Below are 14,541 nucleotides of genomic sequence, written 5' to 3' on the forward strand. Positions count from 1 at the left end.
CACCCACCCGCCGCAACTCCCTTTTTTTGGTTTGCTGGTGTTGTGTTTTTTTTTAAACGCCCCCCGCCCCCCCCAGCGGGGCCGGGCGGGGCCCCCCCCCCCCCCCCGGGCCCGCACCTTCGGTCGGACCTACTTGCGACCGGTGTGGTGTCGTCGGGTGGCCACGCCGACCACGATGCCCAGGAGGGCCGCCACGCCCATCAGGCCCGCCTGGATCTCGAAGGCTCGGCTGAATCCCTCCACCGCGGCCCGTTCCTTGAGCACGCCGGCGGCGATCCGGTCCTTGGTGTGGTTGGTCGCGATCGTGACCAGGACCGCGATGCCGATCGCCGCGCCGATCTGCTGACAGGTCGTCACCATGGCCGAGGCGACGCCGCCTTCGCCCTCGCCCGCGCCGCCGGTCGCGGTGTGGATGATCGCGACGAACGCCACGCCCAGGCCGAGGCCGGTGACCACCAGCGCGGGCAGCAGGTGCCAGGTGTACGAACTGTGCTCGTCCAGGCGGCTCATCAGCCACATGCCGCCCGCGGCGATCGCCGGTCCCACGCTCACCGGCAGCAACGGACCACGTTTCGCTATCAGTTTGGTGGATATCGCCGCCCCCAGGCCCATGCCGACGCTGAACGGCAGGAACGACGAGCCGGTACGCATCGGGGACCACCCCTGGACCCGCTGCATGTACAGGGTCAGGAAGAAGAACATCGCGAACAGGCCACCGGCCGCGACCAGTACCAGGACGTCCGCCAGGACCAGATGCCGCATCCGCAACAACGCACGGGGCAACAGCGGTTCGGCCGCCGTGCGTTGGCGCAGCGTGAAGCCGAGGGCGAGCAGCGCCGCGACGGCCAGGCCGAGCAGGGTCCGGGGCGAGTCCCACGGGTGCGTATCGGTCTCCACCACGGTGTAGACCAGCGTCAGGACGGCGGCGGTCCCGATCGCCGCGCCGGCGAAGTCCGGTACACGGCGCACCGCTTCGCGATCGTCCGGGCCGATCACTCGGGGCAGCGCGAGCAGGGCGACGGCACCGATGGGCAGGTTGATCAGGAAGATCCAGCGCCAGTGCGTCCACTCGACGAGCGCGCCGCCGAGCAACAGTCCGGTGGCCGCGCCGAGTCCGGTGAGCGCGGCCCAGGTGCCGAGTGCGCGGGCTCGCTCGGCCGGTTCGCGGAAGGTCGCCAGCAGGATGGACAACGCGGCGGGGGAGAGCAGCGCGCCGGCGATGCCCTGCGCGGCCCGCGCGCCGATCAGCACACCGTCGGTGGGCGCGATCCCGCAGACCGCCGAGGCCAGGACGAACAGCATCAGGCTGATGCCGAACAGGCGGCGCCGGCCCAGCAGATCGGCCAGGCCGCCGCCGATCAGCAGGAAGCCGCCGAAGGTCAGGAAGTAGGCGTTGGTGACCCAGGACAGCGAACTCTCGGTGAAGTGGAGATCGTCCCCGATGGTCGGCAGCGCGACGTTGACGATCGTGTCGTCGACCAGCAGTACGAACTGGGCGACGCAGACGAGCAGCAGGACGAGCTTCGGGTTCACCGGGCGGCCGGGGGAGAGGGCCGCAGCGACGGCGTCGGACGCGTCGGAGGGGTTGGCGCGGGCCCCGATCGTGGACTCGGTGGCGGGTATCCCTGAGGAAGCCATCGGATGTTCCTACGTTCGTAGAAGTAAGTTCTATAGTTGTAGAGAATATTTCTACAGGCGTCAAGCTCGGGGATAAGCTCGGGGATACTGGAGACATGCCGCACGTGAACGATCCCGACAGCACTCCGTCCGAACCCCACGTCGTGACTTCGGCCGCACCGGTCACACCCGACGCGCCCGCCCCGGTCATAGGCTCCGGTCGGGTGGACCGGCGCACGCTGATGCTGGACGCGTCGATCCGGGTGCTGGCCACCCATGGTCTGCGCGGGCTGACCCACCGCGCGGTACAGGAGGAGGCGGGGCTGCCCAACGGCTCGGTCACGTACTACTTCAAGACCCGCGATCAGCTCATCCTGGCGGTGGTCGAACGGATGGCCGCGCTGGATCGCGAGTACGCGGGCCAGGTCACCCACGAGCTGATGCGGATGACGGCGGTCCGGCCGATCGTGATCGACTACGTGGAGCTGGCCCGGTTCATGCGCGTGTGGTGGGATGCGACGCGCGACGTGCAGTTGGCTCGCCTGGAGCTGGAACTCGCGGGCGCGCGCGAGCCGTTGGTGCGCGAGGCGCTGATCCGGTGCCAGGCCGAGTTCCGCGGCCTCGCGGAGGTGATCGCACTGGCGATGGGGTCCACGAACGCGCCCCTGGACGGGCACGTCATGCTCGCGCTGCTCCAGGGGGTGCTGTTCGACCACGTCACGAGGGACGACAACGACCCGCAGGTCCTGGAGGTCGGCCTGCGGCGGGTGATCGAGTCGGTGCAGCTCTGACCCGCGCCCAAGGAGCTCCGGGCGCCGGCGGTGTCCGGAGCGTTCGGCGCTGTGGGCAAGTCGGGCGCGCGGGCCCGGGTGTCGCCCGAGGTCAGCGCTTGTGGACCGGCGTGTCCGAGTCGTGGACCATGTTCGTGATCCGGCTGACGCCGTCGACGCGCTCGGACAGCGACGGCAGGATGCCGAGTGAAGGTCCGACGACCAATGCCACGATCATCAGCGCGCACATCGCGGCGGCCTGCGTGGTGCGGCGGGTCCACCAACGCACGCCCGGCACACGGTGCTCGTGCACATGCGTGGCAACCGCTCGACGAACAGACATCTGCTCCGACTCCCCATCCGTTGCACGCCGCCCTTCGACGGTCGTGGCGTCGCACCGTCGATCCCCTGTCGTGCTGCCTACACTGTCGTGCTTTTCGGCCCGGACGTCACGGGGTAACCGGCCGCCGGACCGGGTTCGCACACAGTTGTGACAGTCGGCCGTTCGGGCGCGGTCAGTTGCCCGGTTCGACCGGCAGGGAACCCAGGCCGCGAACCCGGACCGAGGGCTGCCAGGAAATCGGCGCGTACCGGCGTGCCTTCGGGAAGCGGGTCAGGACGGTGCGGACCGCGAGTTCGGCCTCCAGACGGGCCAGCGGCGCGCCGATGCAGTAGTGGATGCCCTGGCCGAAGCTCAGGTGGCGGGCCGGATCGGGGCGGTCGAGCCGGATCCGGTCCGGGCGGGCGTAGCGGCGCGGGTCGCGGTTGGCCGCTGCGATGGACAGGAAGACCGTGTCGCCGGCCGGGATGGTGACGCCGCCGAGTTCGACGTCCCGGAGCGGGAAGCGGCGGATCGCGAGCAGGGCCGGCGACATGTGCCGGGCCACCTCCTCGACCAGCACCGGAATCGCCGCCGGATCGGCGCGTAGCGCGTCGCGCAACGCCTCGTCCTCGATCGTCGCGTACAGGGCACCGGCCATCAGATTGCTCGAGTTTTCATAGCCTGCGAAGAGCAGCAGGAAGGCAAGCGAGGTGAGTTCGTCCTCGCTCAGCCGGTCGTCGGCGTCCCGGGCGGCGATCAGCGCGGACAACAGGTCGGGCCCGGGGTCGGCGCGCTTGGCGGCGAGCAGCGCGACGAAGAACGAGTACATCTCGCGCACCGTCGAGCGGATGCCCTCGCGGGTGGCGTCCGCGCCCAGTACCGCGTTGGTCCAGGTGCGGAAGTCGGACCGGGACTCGACCGGGACGCCGAGCAGTTCGCAGATCACGCCGACCGCGAAGGGCGATGCGAAGTCCTTGACCAGGTCGACGCGTTCGCGGCCGGCCAACTCGTCGGCCAGGGCTTCGACGGTGCGTTCGAGCCGGGGGCGCAGGTCGGCGGTGTGTCGCGGGGTGAAGGCTTGGCCGGCGAGGCGGCGCAGGCGGGTGTGGTCGGGCGGGTCCATGTTGAGCAGGTTGGCGTCCAGGGCGGGCGGGAGTTCGAAGCCCTTGTAGCCGCCGGGCTTGGCGTGCCGTTTGTCCAGCGAGAATCGGGGGTCGCCGAGGGCCGCCTGGACGTCCGCGTGCCTGGTGACCAGCCATGCGGGGCTGCCGTCCGGCGCGACGATCGCATGCACGGGGCCGGCCTCACGCATCCGGGCGAAGACACCGTGCGGGTCGTGGGCCATGGCGCGGGCGACATCCACCGGGAACCGCTTTCGTTCGGCAACAACGTGTTTGCCAACCTATCGCCCACTCGCCCCGCCACGCGGCACCTTCCCGCCCTTGGCCGTCCCGTGCCCCGCTCGGCGGTCACGATCAGCCGCCGGTGCCGACGCGGGTGAGGAAGTCGGCGATCAGCGGGGCGATTTCCGGCAGCTTGTCCTCCAGGGCGAAGTGGCCGGTGTCCAGGATGTGCACCTCGGCGTCGGGGAGGTCGGCCAGGTAGGCGTGGGCACCGGGCTCCGGGAAGAAGATGTCGTTGCGGCCCCAGAGGATGAGCGTGGCCGGGCGGTGTTCGGCCAACCAGGTCTGCCACTTCGGGTAGAGCGCGACGTTGGTGTGGTAGTTCAGCGCCAGATCGACCTGGGCCTCCTTGCGCCCCGGCCGGTCCAGGAAGTGCTGGTCCAGGGTCCAGCCGTCGGGGGCCACCAGGGTCGGGTCGGCGGTGCCGCCCTCGTACTGGCCCCGGGTGACCGGCAACACCAGGAGCTCGGCGGCCTGCTCCCGGGCGCCCGGCACGTCGGGGGTGAGCGCGACGAAGCCGCGGGCCATCTCGGACAGACCCTCGTCGTACGCGTTGGCGTTCTGCACGATCAGCCCGGCCACCGCCGCCGGCCGCCGCTCGGCCAGCCGCAGGCCGACCGGGCCACCGAAGTCGAAGGTGTAGAGCACGTACCGCTCCAACGCGAGTGCGTCCACGAACCCCTCGACCACATCGGCGAGCCGCTCGAACGAGTACTCGAACCCGGCCGGCACCTCGGTGTGCCCGAAACCGGGATAGTCCGGCGCAACCAGCCGAAAGTCGTTGCCCAACACATCCATCAGCCGACGAAACTGATGCGACGCCGACGGAAACCCATGCAACAACAGCAGCGTGGGCGCATCCACGGGCCCGGCCTCCCGATAGAACACCCGAACCCCGGCAACCTCCACAAAACGATGTACAACCTGGGGAACGGCGGCGATACCCATGATCTCTACCTTCTTCGGCGGGGTGCTGAGTCAGTTCTACCGCCCGTCATACTAATGAGTCAAACTGATCCTATGCATTAGATGCTCGCCTCAGGGGGTTGGTCGACGACGGCTCCTCGTGCCGGCGGGCGGCCTATTGCATGGACCGAGTGACGTTGGCCTCCGTGTGATCCCAGTTGTCCGCCGCCTTGCGGACCCGGGTCACCCGCTCCTGCATGTCTTCGAGCAGATGGGTCAGCTTCTCCGTCCAACGATCGTGTACGTACTGGACGGCTTTGGTGACCTCCAGATTTCGACCCACCGCGGCGTGATCGGTCCCGCCTCGGAGCGAGTTCTGAACGCTGCCTTGGACTTCGCCGCGCAGTTGCTCCAGTCGGGTCGCCGAGGTGTCGAGTACGCTCGCGTCGACCCGGACCGATCCGCCGCCGCCCGGGTCGATCGTTGACTGGAGCCGGGTCGCCAGTGGGTCGGTGGGCTTGGCTTCGGGTGGTGCGGGTGCGGCGGAATCTTGGTAGCGCCAGGGGTTGATGATCATGTCCATGCTCTCGCCGCCGGCCATGAGAACTCTTTTCGTGATCGGGAAAATGGATCGGCCCGACAGGGCCACGAAACGCGACCGAGCATACTTGCGGGCGAGCCCTCGAAAACAGAAATGGATCATTCCGCAAAAGCAGCCTGCCGGATGATTCGGACTTTTTGCATTAAATGTTATCGGCTATATCGAGTGGGTGCATATTTCGCCGGAGGCGGATCGTCTCGACTGCTAATCTCGTCGCCGTTCCGGGCGGTCGGCGCGGAACGAGTGGCTCATGAAGTCGGGAGATTGTTTCCGTGACGTTGACCATCGAGGATCTCGAAGCTTGTTCACCGGACGCGCTCGATGCCGTCGCCGCTTCCTGGGAACAACTGAGCGCGGCGATGAACGGGCGCCGGGAGTCGGTGGAGCACGAGGTGATCGGCCCCTTGCGCGGCGGCGGTTGGGACAGCAACGACGGTCGTCGGGCGGTGGAGCTCATCGGCTATGTCGGTGCCCAACTGGAAGCCATCCGAGCCGAGTCCGGGGCGATGGCGTCGATCGCTCGGGAGGCCGCAGGCGAATTGCGGGCGGCACGGAACGCGGTCCGGGATGCGCTCGAAGCCGCCCGCCGCAGCAGGATCACCCGCCATCCCGACGGCCGCCTCACCTGGCAGGCCGATACGGACAGCGAGCACGCCTCACTCGAATCGCAGGCCAAGGACATAGCCGCTCGCATCGCCGCCGCGCTGCAGAAGGCGACCGACGCCGACGTTGTCGCCGCCAATACGATGCGCAAGAACGTGGATTTCGGCCCCAAGGACGACTTCAACGCCCGTGCGCTCGGGGGAGACTCGACCGCCGATGCGATGCGCGCCACCGAACTCCTGTCCAAGCTCGACACCGGGAAAGTGAACGCGCAGGATCTCGCCTTCCTGGAAACCCTGCTCAAGCAGAATGGCACAAACCCGGGTTTCGATGCCGAACTCCTGAGAATGCTCGGTCCCGGACGCCTGCTCGACGCCACCGAGAAACTGGAAACTCTCGGCGGCGCGGGCGGCCCGAAGGCGACGCGCGAAACGGCCAGGCTGATCGAGGGGCGGGTCAGGGGTGCACTTTCCACGGCCGGCGCGGAACTGGCGGGCGACGCCGAGTGGATGCGGCGTCTCAAGGAGGCCGGGCGCGAGGTGGAGCAGACCACCGGAGGGCCCGGCAATGGGTCGGTATTCGGATATCAAAAGCTCGATCGGCTACTGCGGGAGGGCACGTACGACACCAAGTTCCTGGGTGCGGTGGGCGAGGACCTGTTGGCCTTCGACAAGTCGATGAACAACGGTCAGGGGTGGGGCTCGGATCCGGCCCGCGACCCGGTCAACGGGTTCCTGGTGACCCTTTCCCACAACGCCGACGCGTCGACGGACTTCTTCACCGGCCCGAAGGGCAAGGCACACGTGGAGCAGATCGCCTTCACGCACGCCCTCGTCGATCCGCTGAACCCGGTCGACCGGGAACGCCCCCACCTCGACGCGTTCGGTGATGCCCTCGTTGCGGCGACCACGGGCCGACTGACCACACCCGCCATGGCCGGTGTGGTGGAGAACGTGATGACCACGCTCGGTGCGAAGGATGCTCCTCCGATCCTGAGCGAGTCCGGCGCCCTGCGTGGGAGCCTGACCGAGATTCTGGCGAAAAATTCGGAATCTCTGCATCTCGCGCTGACTCAGGAAAGTGCCACCAAGGATACGAACGCGATTCCGCAAGCGAGTCCCACTGCGAATATTCCGCGCGAGACCATGCGAAATGTGCTTTCCGGGCTGGCTGAGGAACCGGCGAACATCACCGTACTGAAGGAGGCCGAGGAAAGGTACACGCGCGCCGCTCTGAGTCTCATAGCGGGGGAGTCGGCGCAACCGGACTTCGGCCGAGTGCAGACATTTGCGAGGGACTCCGGCGATGCCTTCGGATTCCTGGATGCGGCTGTATCGAAGGACGTTCTGGACCGGGCGGCTGCGAGCGACCTGGCAGAGGGTGAAGCCGACAAGCGATACGAGCGGTGGGTCGGCGCGAGCATCGACGGGATATCCGCCGGTGCACTCTTCAAGGCTGCGGCGGCAGTCCAGACTCATGGCATCATCGCTCCCATCGCAGCCATCGCAACCGTAGGCGTAAATGGGATCGTCGGGGAATTTTATCAAGCATTTCCGCCTGATGCAGGTGAGCAGGCAAGGGAGCAAGTGCACGGCGCGTATGTCAGCGGACGGGTTCAGGTGGAAGGTGTCATGAGAACCTGGATGGCGGAAAACCCGACTTATAAGAGCGTGGAACTCGGTAATGAGGCCGGTCGTGCTTACAGTGCGATTGTTCCGTCGGAAATCGTGATGAAGTGAAAGCGTTTCTCGGTCGTCGGCGCGGTGTCCTTGTGCTTGTCGGGGTCCTGGTTGTCGGGCTGATCGTGGGGCTGGTCGTGTTCCTGTCGACGCGGAGCACGTCGGATCGGGCGCGGAGCTATTGCTGGGGGTTGCTGAGCGCGGACGAGTTGGCGACGTTGTTGCCACCTGGGGAGTACGGGGAGGCGGTGCGGAAGGATGCGCTTCGCTATCCGGCCTCCGGTGGCAATGAGTGCTTGGTGTACAGCAAGGTCCGGGGCCGGCCGCAGGTCGCGTTTCGGTACGCCCTCGACGGGGACTACTGGTCGACCGGCCAGCACTACGGCGTTGGCGCCCGGCTGCCGATTTCGATGCCGTTGGGGGATGGGCTGCTCGGCATGGCCTCGGATCTCGATGGTTGGCTGCGAGTTCCGCCCTGCATGGCCGATGGGGGGACATCGTTCGCCCGGGTGACCGCCGAGGATGTGCACAGCCCCGAGCGACCCCTCCGACTCGGGGTGCCCGGGAGGGCCGGGAACCGGGAGCGGATCGCGTCGACGATGGTGACGTTGACCAACGTCGCGCGGCGGAAGGCGGGCTGCACGATGCCGGAGCTGCCCGCGCCGGCTCGGCGGGGCGAGGTGGTGCCCACCGCGTTTGGGCAGGGGGCGACGTTGTGCGGAGTGTCGCCGGCCGGGGTCGATCTCGGTGCGCATCCCACCTGGGTCGAGCGCTGGTCGGGGCGCGATTCCGGGTGGGAGGACTGCGTCGTTTCGGAGGCGGCGAAGCCGAACGAGGTGTCGGCGCTTCGGCTGGAGGTGCGTCGCGGCGTACTGGCCGACCTCGAATACGCGCGAGCGCCCACTCCCGAGACGGTGGGAAAGGTTGCCGAGTCGCATGTGATCGACGGCCAGGGCTCGGGATACTTCGCCCGGTGTTCGGCGGGCAGTGTGCAGTACCTGCTGACGATCAAGCCCGGGACGTCATTGCCGGCCTCGGACGCCATCCTGCGCGCCGTGTTGGCCGCCAACGCCGCACGTGACGGTTGCGGGCCACCGGGCTGAGGGTGGGGGTCGGACGGTTTTGGCCGGCCGGTCGCCGACCCGCTTCGTCATACCGAAAAGGGCATGTGTTGCGGTCCAAAGAGTATTGGACGGGCATGTCGTTGGCGGGAGAGGCTCCCTGTGATGGGGCTTGCGGCGAAGGGAATGGGCGATGGGACGGTCGGTGGCCGGGGAGGGTGTGCTGCCTGCGCACTATGTGGCGGGGGAGTTCACCCGGGCGGGTGACGGCGTCTTTGCGCTGGTGAACCCGGTGGACGGGGCCGTCGTGGGGGACGTGCCCGAGGCCGATCGGGGGGTTGTGGATGCCGCCGTGGCGGCCGCGCGGGGGGCGCTGGCCGAGTGGGGGGTGGCGAGTGTCGAGGTGCGGGCCGAGGCGATGCGGCGGATCGCGGACGGGATCCAGGCCCGGTTCGACGAGTTCGTGGACGCCGAGGTCGCCGACACCGGCAAGCCGCGCGAACTGGCGGCCGGCGTCGACATCCCGCGGGCGATCGGCAACTTCCGGGCCTACGCCGACCTGCTCTACGGCCGGCCCGAGCGCGCCCACTCGACCGCCGTGCCCGGCTGGAGCGGCGGCGTCGGCCAGGCGCTCAACTACACCGTGCGCCGCCCGCTGGGCGTGGTCGCGATCATCTCGCCGTGGAACCTCCCGCTCCTGCTGCTGACCTGGAAGGTCGCGCCCGCGCTCGCGGCCGGCAACACCGTGGTCGCCAAGCCGTCCGAGGAGACGCCGGGCACCGCGACGCTGCTGGCCGAGGTGATCCACGAAGCCGGGCTGCCGGTCGGTGCGTTCAACCTGATCCACGGTCATGGCGCGGGCGCGGCCGGCGAGTTCCTCACCGCGCATGCGGGCGTCGACGCGATCGCCTTCACCGGCGAATCGGCGACCGGCACCGCGATCATGCGCAAGGCCGCCGAGCACATCACCCCGGTGTCCTTCGAACTCGGCGGCAAGAACCCGGCGATCGTGTTCGCCGACGCGGACTTCGAGGAGGCCGTGGCGGGCACCGTCCGGTCCGCGTTCACCCACTCCGGCCAGATCTGCCTGTGCACCGAACGGGTCTACGTCGAGCGCTCGATCTTCGCCGCCTTCGTGGCCGAACTCGGTTCAAGGGCAGGGGCGTTGACCGACTACGGGCCGATGATCTCGGCCGCGCACCGGGACAAGGTGCTGTCCTACTACCGGCTGGCGGTCGCGGAGGGCGCCACGGTCGTCGCCGGCGGTGGGGTGCCGAGCTTCGGCGACGAGCGCGACGGCGGGTTCCACGTCGAGCCGACCGTGCTCACCGGCCTGCCGCAGAGCGCGCGCACCGTACAGGAGGAGGTCTTCGGGCCGATCTGCCACGTGCTGCCGTTCGACACCGAGGACGAGGCGATCGCGCTCGCCAACGACAGTCGGTACGGCCTGGCCGCCACCGTCTGGACCCGCGACCTGTCCCGGGCGCATCGGGTCGCCCCGCGCGTCGAGGCCGGGATCGTGTGGGTCAACTGCTGGAATCTGCGCGACCTGCGGACGCCGTTCGGCGGGATCAAGGCATCCGGGATCGGCCGGGAGGGCGGCGAGTACTCGTTGGACTTCTTCTCCGAGCCGGTCAATATCTGCATCAAGATCTGATTCAAGATCCGCATCCGCATCAAGATCCGAAGGATCGGTTCCCGACAGTGACAGCGACACAGGCAACGAGCAATGCAATCGAAGCGGCCGCCGAACGGTTGCTCCACGCGGAGCGGAGCGGCGTGCCGTGCGCGCCGATCCGCGACCTGATCACCGGCGTCGAGGACGCGTACGCGGTCCAGGAGCGGCTGACCCTGGGTCGCCTTGCCGAGGGCCGCCGCCTGGTCGGCCGCAAGATCGGCCTCACCTCCGCCGCCGTTCAGCGCCAACTCGGGGTGCAGGAGCCGGACTTCGGCATGTTGTACGCGGACATGGCGGTGCCCGACGGCGCCGAGATCCCGGTCGGCGCGGTGCTCCAGGCCAGGGCCGAGGCCGAGGTGGCCCTGGTGCTGGACGCCGACCTGACGCACGAGCGGCACACCGTCGCCGACCTGATCCGGGCCACCGCCTTCGCGCTGCCCGCGATCGAGGTGTGCGGCAGCCGGGTGCGGGACTGGGACATCACCCTCGCGGACACCGTCGCGGACAACGCCTCCTCCGGGATGTACGTGCTGGGCAACCGGCCCAGGGCGCTCGGCGACCTGGACCTGCGCCTGGCCGGCATGGTGCTGGAGCGGCGCGGCGAACCGGTCTCCACCGGCACCGGCGCGGCCTGCCTGGGCCACCCGCTGAACGCGGCGATCTGGCTCGCGGACACCCTCGTCCGGCTGGGCCGCCCGCTGCGCGCCGGGGACACCGTGCTCACCGGCGCGCTCGGCCCGATGGTGACGGTCGCCCCGGGGGATGTGCTGGAGGCCCGGATCGACGGGCTGGGCGACGTACGGGTCGCCTTCGCGGCGACGACCTCGCAGGAGGAGACCTCGTGACCGACAACCGACTCGACACCGACGCCGAACTCGTCGCCCGCCTCGCCGACACCCTCGACGAAGCCGCCCTCGCACACCGGACGGTGGCCCGCCCCACCGACAGCACCGACCTGGACCTGACCACCGCCTACCGGGTACAGCGCGCGGTGATCGACCGCCGGCTGGCCCGGGGCGAGGCGCTGATCGGCGTCAAGATGGGCTTCACCAGCCGCGCCAAGATGATCCAGATGGGCGTGGACGACGTGATCTGGGGCCTGCTCACCGACGCGATGCTGGTGGAGGAGGGCGGCGTACTCGACCCCGGCGGCCTGATCCATCCCCGGATCGAGCCGGAGATCGCCTTCCTGATCGGCAGCCCGCTGTCCGGCACGGTCACCCCCGCCGAGGCGGTCCGCGCGGTCGCCGGCGTCGCGGTCGCCTACGAGGTCCTGGACTCGCGCTACGCCGACTTCGATTTCACCCTCCCCGACGTGATCGCGGACAACGCCTCGGCGGCCGGCTTCGGCTTCGGCACCTGGCACGACCCGGCCGGGCTGGACCTGAGCAACCTGGGTCTGCTCGTCGAGATCGACGGGCGGGTCGTGGCGAGCGGCTCCTCGGCGGCGATCCTGGGCAACCCGCTGCGTTCGCTGATCGCGGCGGCCCGACTGGCCGCCGAGGCCGGTCTCGAACTCCGGCCCGGCTGGGTCGTGCTCGCGGGGGCTGCCACCGCCGCGATGCCACTGCCCAAGGGTGTGCACGTGCGCGTGTCCGCGGCCGGCCTCGGTCGCGCGGAGGTGACCACCCGATGAGCGCCGACGACGGCATCCTGGTCGCCGGCAAGGCCACCCCGCGCGGCCGATTCCCGCACGTCAAGCGGGCCGGCGACTTCGTCTACGTGTCCGGCACCAGCTCCCGGCGGCCGGACGGCACCTTCGTCGGCGCGAGCGCGGACGCGATGGGGACCACCGACCTGGACATCCGGGCGCAGACCCGGGCGGTGATCGAGAACATCGCCGACCTGCTGGCCGCGGCCGGCGGCGGCCTGGCCGATGCGGTCTCGCTCACCACCTACCTGGTCAGCATGAACGACTTCGGCGGCTACAACGAGGTCTACGCCGAGTACTTCGACGAGACCGGCCCCACCCGCACGACCGTCGCGGTGCACCAACTCCCGCACCCGCACCTGCTGATCGAGATCTCCTGCGTCGCGTACCTGCCGCAGCGGCCCCGCTCCACCGGGTCGGACCCGGCCGACGCGGTCCGGCCCCGAAGCGACCAAGGCGATCAAGGCGACCAAGGCGGCCAAGGCGACCGAAGCGACTGAAGTCACCGAGCCGACCGAGCGACCGTGCGAGAAAGGAACCGCGAGATGAGCCTGCCGAAACTGACCAACGGCCTGCCGTTCAACTTCACCCGATGGATCGACGAGCACCGTGACCTGCTGAAGCCCCCGGTCGGCAACATCCAGATCTGGCAGGAGGCCGACCTGCTGGTCACCGTGGTGGGCGGGCCCAACCAGCGCACCGACTTCCACGACGACCCGATCGAGGAGTTCTTCTACCAGCTCCAGGGCAACATGGTGCTCCGGGTGATGGAGGAAGAGGGCAAGCCGCCGGTCGACGTCCAGATCAACGAGGGCGACGTCTTCCTGCTGCCGCCGCACGTGCGGCACTCGCCGCAGCGGCCGGAGCCGGGCAGCATCGGTCTGGTGGTCGAGTTCGGCCGGACCGAGGGCCTGATCGACGCGTTCGAGTGGTACTGCGTCGAGTGTCACCACCTGGTGAACCGCTCGCCGGTACAGGTGCGTTCGATCGTCGACGACCTGCCACCGCTGTTCGAGGCGTTCTACGACGGCGACCGCACGTGCCCGCACTGCGGTGCCACCCACCCGGGTCGGCAGTGGCCGGACGCGCTGCGCCCGCGGACCGTGCCGCGCACCGACACCTCCGCCTGACCCCGGGTACCACCGCTGCCGCCCGACCCGCTGCCGCGTGACCCGATCTCCACCACTGCCCCGACCGCCGGCCGAGCCCGGCGGTGAACCACGGAGGTTCCGTGACTGTCATCGACGTCCACTCGCACGTCTTCCCGAGGATCTCGCAGGCCGAGAGCCGCATCCTGACGGGTGCGGGCGAGCCGTGGCTGCGGGTCCACGGTGACGGCACCGGGATGATGATGAGCGGCGAGGACGAGTACCGACCGGTGATCGCGCCGCTGTGGGATCCCGAGCGTCGGTTGGCCGACATGGACGCGCTCGGCGTGGACGTGCAGGCGATCTCCTCGACACCGCTGATGTTCGGCTACGCGGCCGAGCCCGCCCGCGCCGTCGAGTGGTGCGACCTGGTCAACGACCGCATCCTCGACTACTGCTCGCTCGACCCGGAGCGGTTGTTGCCGCTGAGCCAGGTCCCGCTCCAGGACATCGGCGCGGCCTGCGAGACCGCGTCCCGGGCGGCGGCGGCCGGGCACCGAGGCGTGCACATCGGCAACCACGTCGGCGAGCGCTACCTCGGCGACGACGGGATCGTGGAATTCCTCGCGCACTGCGCCACCGAGGAGATCCCGGTACTCGTGCACCCGTGGGACATGCTCGGCGGCGAGCGCATGCGCGGGCACATGTTGCCGTGGCTGGTCGGGATGCCCGCCGAGACCCAGCTCAGCATCCTCGGGATGATCCTCCAGGGCGCGTTCGAGAAGCTGCCCGAGTCGCTGAAGTTGTGCTTCTGCCACGGCGGCGGCAGCTTCGCGTTCCTGCTGGGTCGAGCCGACAACGCCTGGCACAACCGGGACCTGGTCCGGGCCGACTCGCCCCGACCGCCGTCCGAGTACGTGCGCCGGTTCTACGTCGACTCGGCCGTGTTCGACCCGCGCGCGCTGCGGCTGCTGGTCGAGGTGATGGGGCCCGACCGGGTCATGCTCGGTACCGACTTCCCGTTCCCGCTGGGGGAGTCGGAACCCGGTGAGGTGGTCCGGGCCTGCCCGAACGCCGCCGGCAACCACCGCAAGAACCTGACCCGGTCGTTGGAGACCAGCCTGCGCCGACTGCGCACCGACCACCTCGACGTCTACTGGGT

The 14,541-nt window shown here is 69.3% G+C and carries 14 protein-coding genes; 9 read left to right on the top strand and 5 right to left on the bottom strand.

Features of this window, described 5'->3' with window-relative positions; genetic code table 11:
- Positions 1 to 129: 129 nt before the first annotated feature.
- Entirely contained in the window at positions 130 to 1,638 is a 1,509-nt protein-coding gene (locus ACFXMF_RS11030) for an MFS transporter (RefSeq protein ID WP_379988183.1), read from the bottom strand.
- Between the two features lie 95 nt (positions 1,639 to 1,733).
- On the opposite strand from ACFXMF_RS11030, the gene ACFXMF_RS11035 reads away from it, so the two are divergent.
- Positions 1,734 to 2,408, top strand: coding sequence for a TetR family transcriptional regulator (locus ACFXMF_RS11035; protein WP_360309807.1), 675 nt, complete (start codon positions 1,734 to 1,736; stop codon positions 2,406 to 2,408).
- 91 nt (positions 2,409 to 2,499) lie between these two features.
- Here the strand turns inward: ACFXMF_RS11035 and ACFXMF_RS11040 are convergent, their stop codons facing one another.
- The 4 genes from ACFXMF_RS11040 to ACFXMF_RS11055 form a co-directional block, all read right to left on the bottom strand.
- Positions 2,500 to 2,730, bottom strand: a complete 231-nt coding sequence (locus tag ACFXMF_RS11040; protein ID WP_360309805.1) for a hypothetical protein — start codon at positions 2,728 to 2,730, stop codon at positions 2,500 to 2,502.
- A 172-nt stretch (positions 2,731 to 2,902) separates the two neighbouring features.
- The gene (locus tag ACFXMF_RS11045; protein WP_360309803.1) at positions 2,903 to 4,054 is read right to left on the bottom strand and encodes a cytochrome P450; all 1,152 of its coding nucleotides are present in this window, start codon (positions 4,052 to 4,054) and stop codon (positions 2,903 to 2,905) included.
- Positions 4,055 to 4,184: 130 nt separating this feature from the next.
- A complete protein-coding gene (locus ACFXMF_RS11050; RefSeq protein ID WP_379988185.1) occupies positions 4,185 to 5,060 on the bottom strand; it encodes an alpha/beta fold hydrolase in 876 nt (291 codons plus the stop codon).
- Between the two features lie 133 nt (positions 5,061 to 5,193).
- Entirely contained in the window at positions 5,194 to 5,619 is a 426-nt protein-coding gene (locus ACFXMF_RS11055; protein ID WP_360309799.1) for a hypothetical protein, read from the bottom strand.
- 272 nt (positions 5,620 to 5,891) lie between these two features.
- Between ACFXMF_RS11055 and ACFXMF_RS11060 the strand changes: the two genes are divergently transcribed.
- The 8 genes from ACFXMF_RS11060 to ACFXMF_RS11095 form a co-directional block, all read left to right on the top strand.
- The gene (locus ACFXMF_RS11060) at positions 5,892 to 7,961 is read left to right on the top strand and encodes a hypothetical protein (RefSeq protein ID WP_379988186.1); all 2,070 of its coding nucleotides are present in this window, start codon (positions 5,892 to 5,894) and stop codon (positions 7,959 to 7,961) included.
- 32 nt (positions 7,962 to 7,993) lie between these two features.
- Complete coding sequence (locus tag ACFXMF_RS11065) at positions 7,994 to 9,004, top strand: hypothetical protein (protein ID WP_360309793.1); 1,011 nt, start codon at positions 7,994 to 7,996, stop codon at positions 9,002 to 9,004.
- 151 nt (positions 9,005 to 9,155) lie between these two features.
- Complete coding sequence (locus tag ACFXMF_RS11070; protein ID WP_360309791.1) at positions 9,156 to 10,619, top strand: 2-hydroxymuconic semialdehyde dehydrogenase; 1,464 nt, start codon at positions 9,156 to 9,158, stop codon at positions 10,617 to 10,619.
- 47 nt (positions 10,620 to 10,666) lie between these two features.
- A complete protein-coding gene (locus ACFXMF_RS11075; RefSeq protein ID WP_360309789.1) occupies positions 10,667 to 11,485 on the top strand; it encodes a fumarylacetoacetate hydrolase family protein in 819 nt (272 codons plus the stop codon).
- On the top strand, positions 11,482 to 12,276 hold the full coding sequence (locus ACFXMF_RS11080) for a fumarylacetoacetate hydrolase family protein (protein ID WP_360309787.1): 795 nt from the start codon (positions 11,482 to 11,484) through the stop codon (positions 12,274 to 12,276). Before ACFXMF_RS11075 ends, ACFXMF_RS11080 begins: the two co-directional genes overlap by 4 nt.
- Entirely contained in the window at positions 12,273 to 12,791 is a 519-nt protein-coding gene (locus tag ACFXMF_RS11085; RefSeq protein ID WP_379988187.1) for a RidA family protein, read from the top strand. The genes ACFXMF_RS11080 and ACFXMF_RS11085 overlap by 4 nt, the downstream gene beginning before the upstream one ends.
- Before the next feature lie 45 nt (positions 12,792 to 12,836).
- Positions 12,837 to 13,421, top strand: a complete 585-nt coding sequence (locus ACFXMF_RS11090) for a 3-hydroxyanthranilate 3,4-dioxygenase (protein ID WP_360309783.1) — start codon at positions 12,837 to 12,839, stop codon at positions 13,419 to 13,421.
- Between the two features lie 101 nt (positions 13,422 to 13,522).
- The coding region (locus ACFXMF_RS11095; RefSeq protein WP_380020613.1) for an amidohydrolase family protein at positions 13,523 to 14,541 on the top strand (1,019 nt) is incomplete at its 3' end.

Origin of the sequence: Embleya sp. NPDC059213 (genome assembly GCF_042754445.1) — a bacterium.
Taxonomy (GTDB): domain Bacteria; phylum Actinomycetota; class Actinomycetes; order Streptomycetales; family Streptomycetaceae; genus Embleya.